Origin of the sequence: Catenuloplanes sp. NPDC051500 (assembly GCF_044454585.1) — a bacterium.
GTDB lineage: Bacteria > Actinomycetota > Actinomycetes > Mycobacteriales > Micromonosporaceae > Catenuloplanes.
Map to the genome: position 1 here is coordinate 1 of NZ_JBITDX010000020.1, position 1,162 is coordinate 1,162.

At 66.4% G+C, this 1,162-nt stretch carries 1 protein-coding gene; it reads right to left on the minus strand.

The annotated features are described in order from the left end of the window. Positions 1-380: transposase family protein (locus ACIA8K_RS31285; RefSeq protein WP_396065744.1), on the minus strand; the 380-nt coding region annotated here is incomplete at its 3' end. Between the last annotated feature and the right edge of the window lie 782 nt (positions 381-1,162).

Consider the following 1,162-nt stretch of genomic DNA (forward strand, 5'->3'; position numbering starts at 1 on the left):
GTGTCGCCTTTGACTGACAGGGTCGTCTCGGAGACCCGGTCGCAGTCGAAGAGTTTCCCGTCGAGGATCACGTGTGACCAGCCGTCCGCGGCGGCCCGCCGCAACGCGGTATGCAGATCGACTGCTTGGGCGGCCAGGACCGCGGCGCCTTCGTCGCGGTACCGGTACGCGGTCGCCCGCGAGATGCCGAACCCGGCGCCGAGCAGCGCTACGTCCTCGCCTTTACGGAACCATGCCAGCACGAACAATGCCTGGTAGAAGCAGGTCAAAGCCCGGGCGCCACGCCGCGTGCCGACCGCACGACGTTCCGCGGCCAGCAGCCGGCCGAGGTACTGGACCAGTTCCCTGGGGACGTCGAGCATGGCAGGATAGGCGATCACGTGGAGCCCTCTCGGTAGACCGATTCCGTCGCAAGAACCTGTCTATCGATGGCTCCACGCCTGCATCCAGCACCGTCCGGTAAGCGGCTTATGCCCGTGTCATACCGAAACGGCTTCCAATCCTTGCTGAGATCACCTCACTGACCTTCCGCAGTCAGGGTAAGGCGCGTCAGGGGCTTCCTTATAACGAAATTTCGGGCGCGGAGTGCCCGACTCGCACCCCCACCGCGAAACCTCAGTAAAGCGCCGATGCTCCACATGCCGAGGCGTGAAAGGCGTGTGCCTCGCGCCGAAGTGAAGAGCGTGTGCTTCGCGTACCGAAAGCCTAAAGCCGGCTCGGCGCACCATCGACCGTGCAGGACCAGGTTGAGCGCCCGTCAAGCACCTATATAACGAAATGTCGGGCACCGAATGCCCGCCCCCGCACTCTCACCGCAAACCTCGGTAACCACCTGACGCGAGGCGAGGCACGCCCATGCCTCGCCTGCCAGAGCGAAATGCACCTCCACGCAGATCTGGACCTGCCCCCGCCAATCCCTGTACCACCGCGTGACGCAACCGCACCTGCGACGGGGCACGAACAGCATTCGCTCCCTACCCTCGGCTCAAAACACCCCGACTGCGCTCCCGTATAACCCCTGCCCAGCGGCTACACCAAGCCCTCAAAGCGGACTGCTGCCGCCCCACTAAACGCGCCCACCGAGGGTGTCGGGGGGGGGGGGCGGGGCGCGGGGGGAGAACCCGCACCCCCCCCGAAGGCGCCCCGCCCCCCCCCCCCCCCC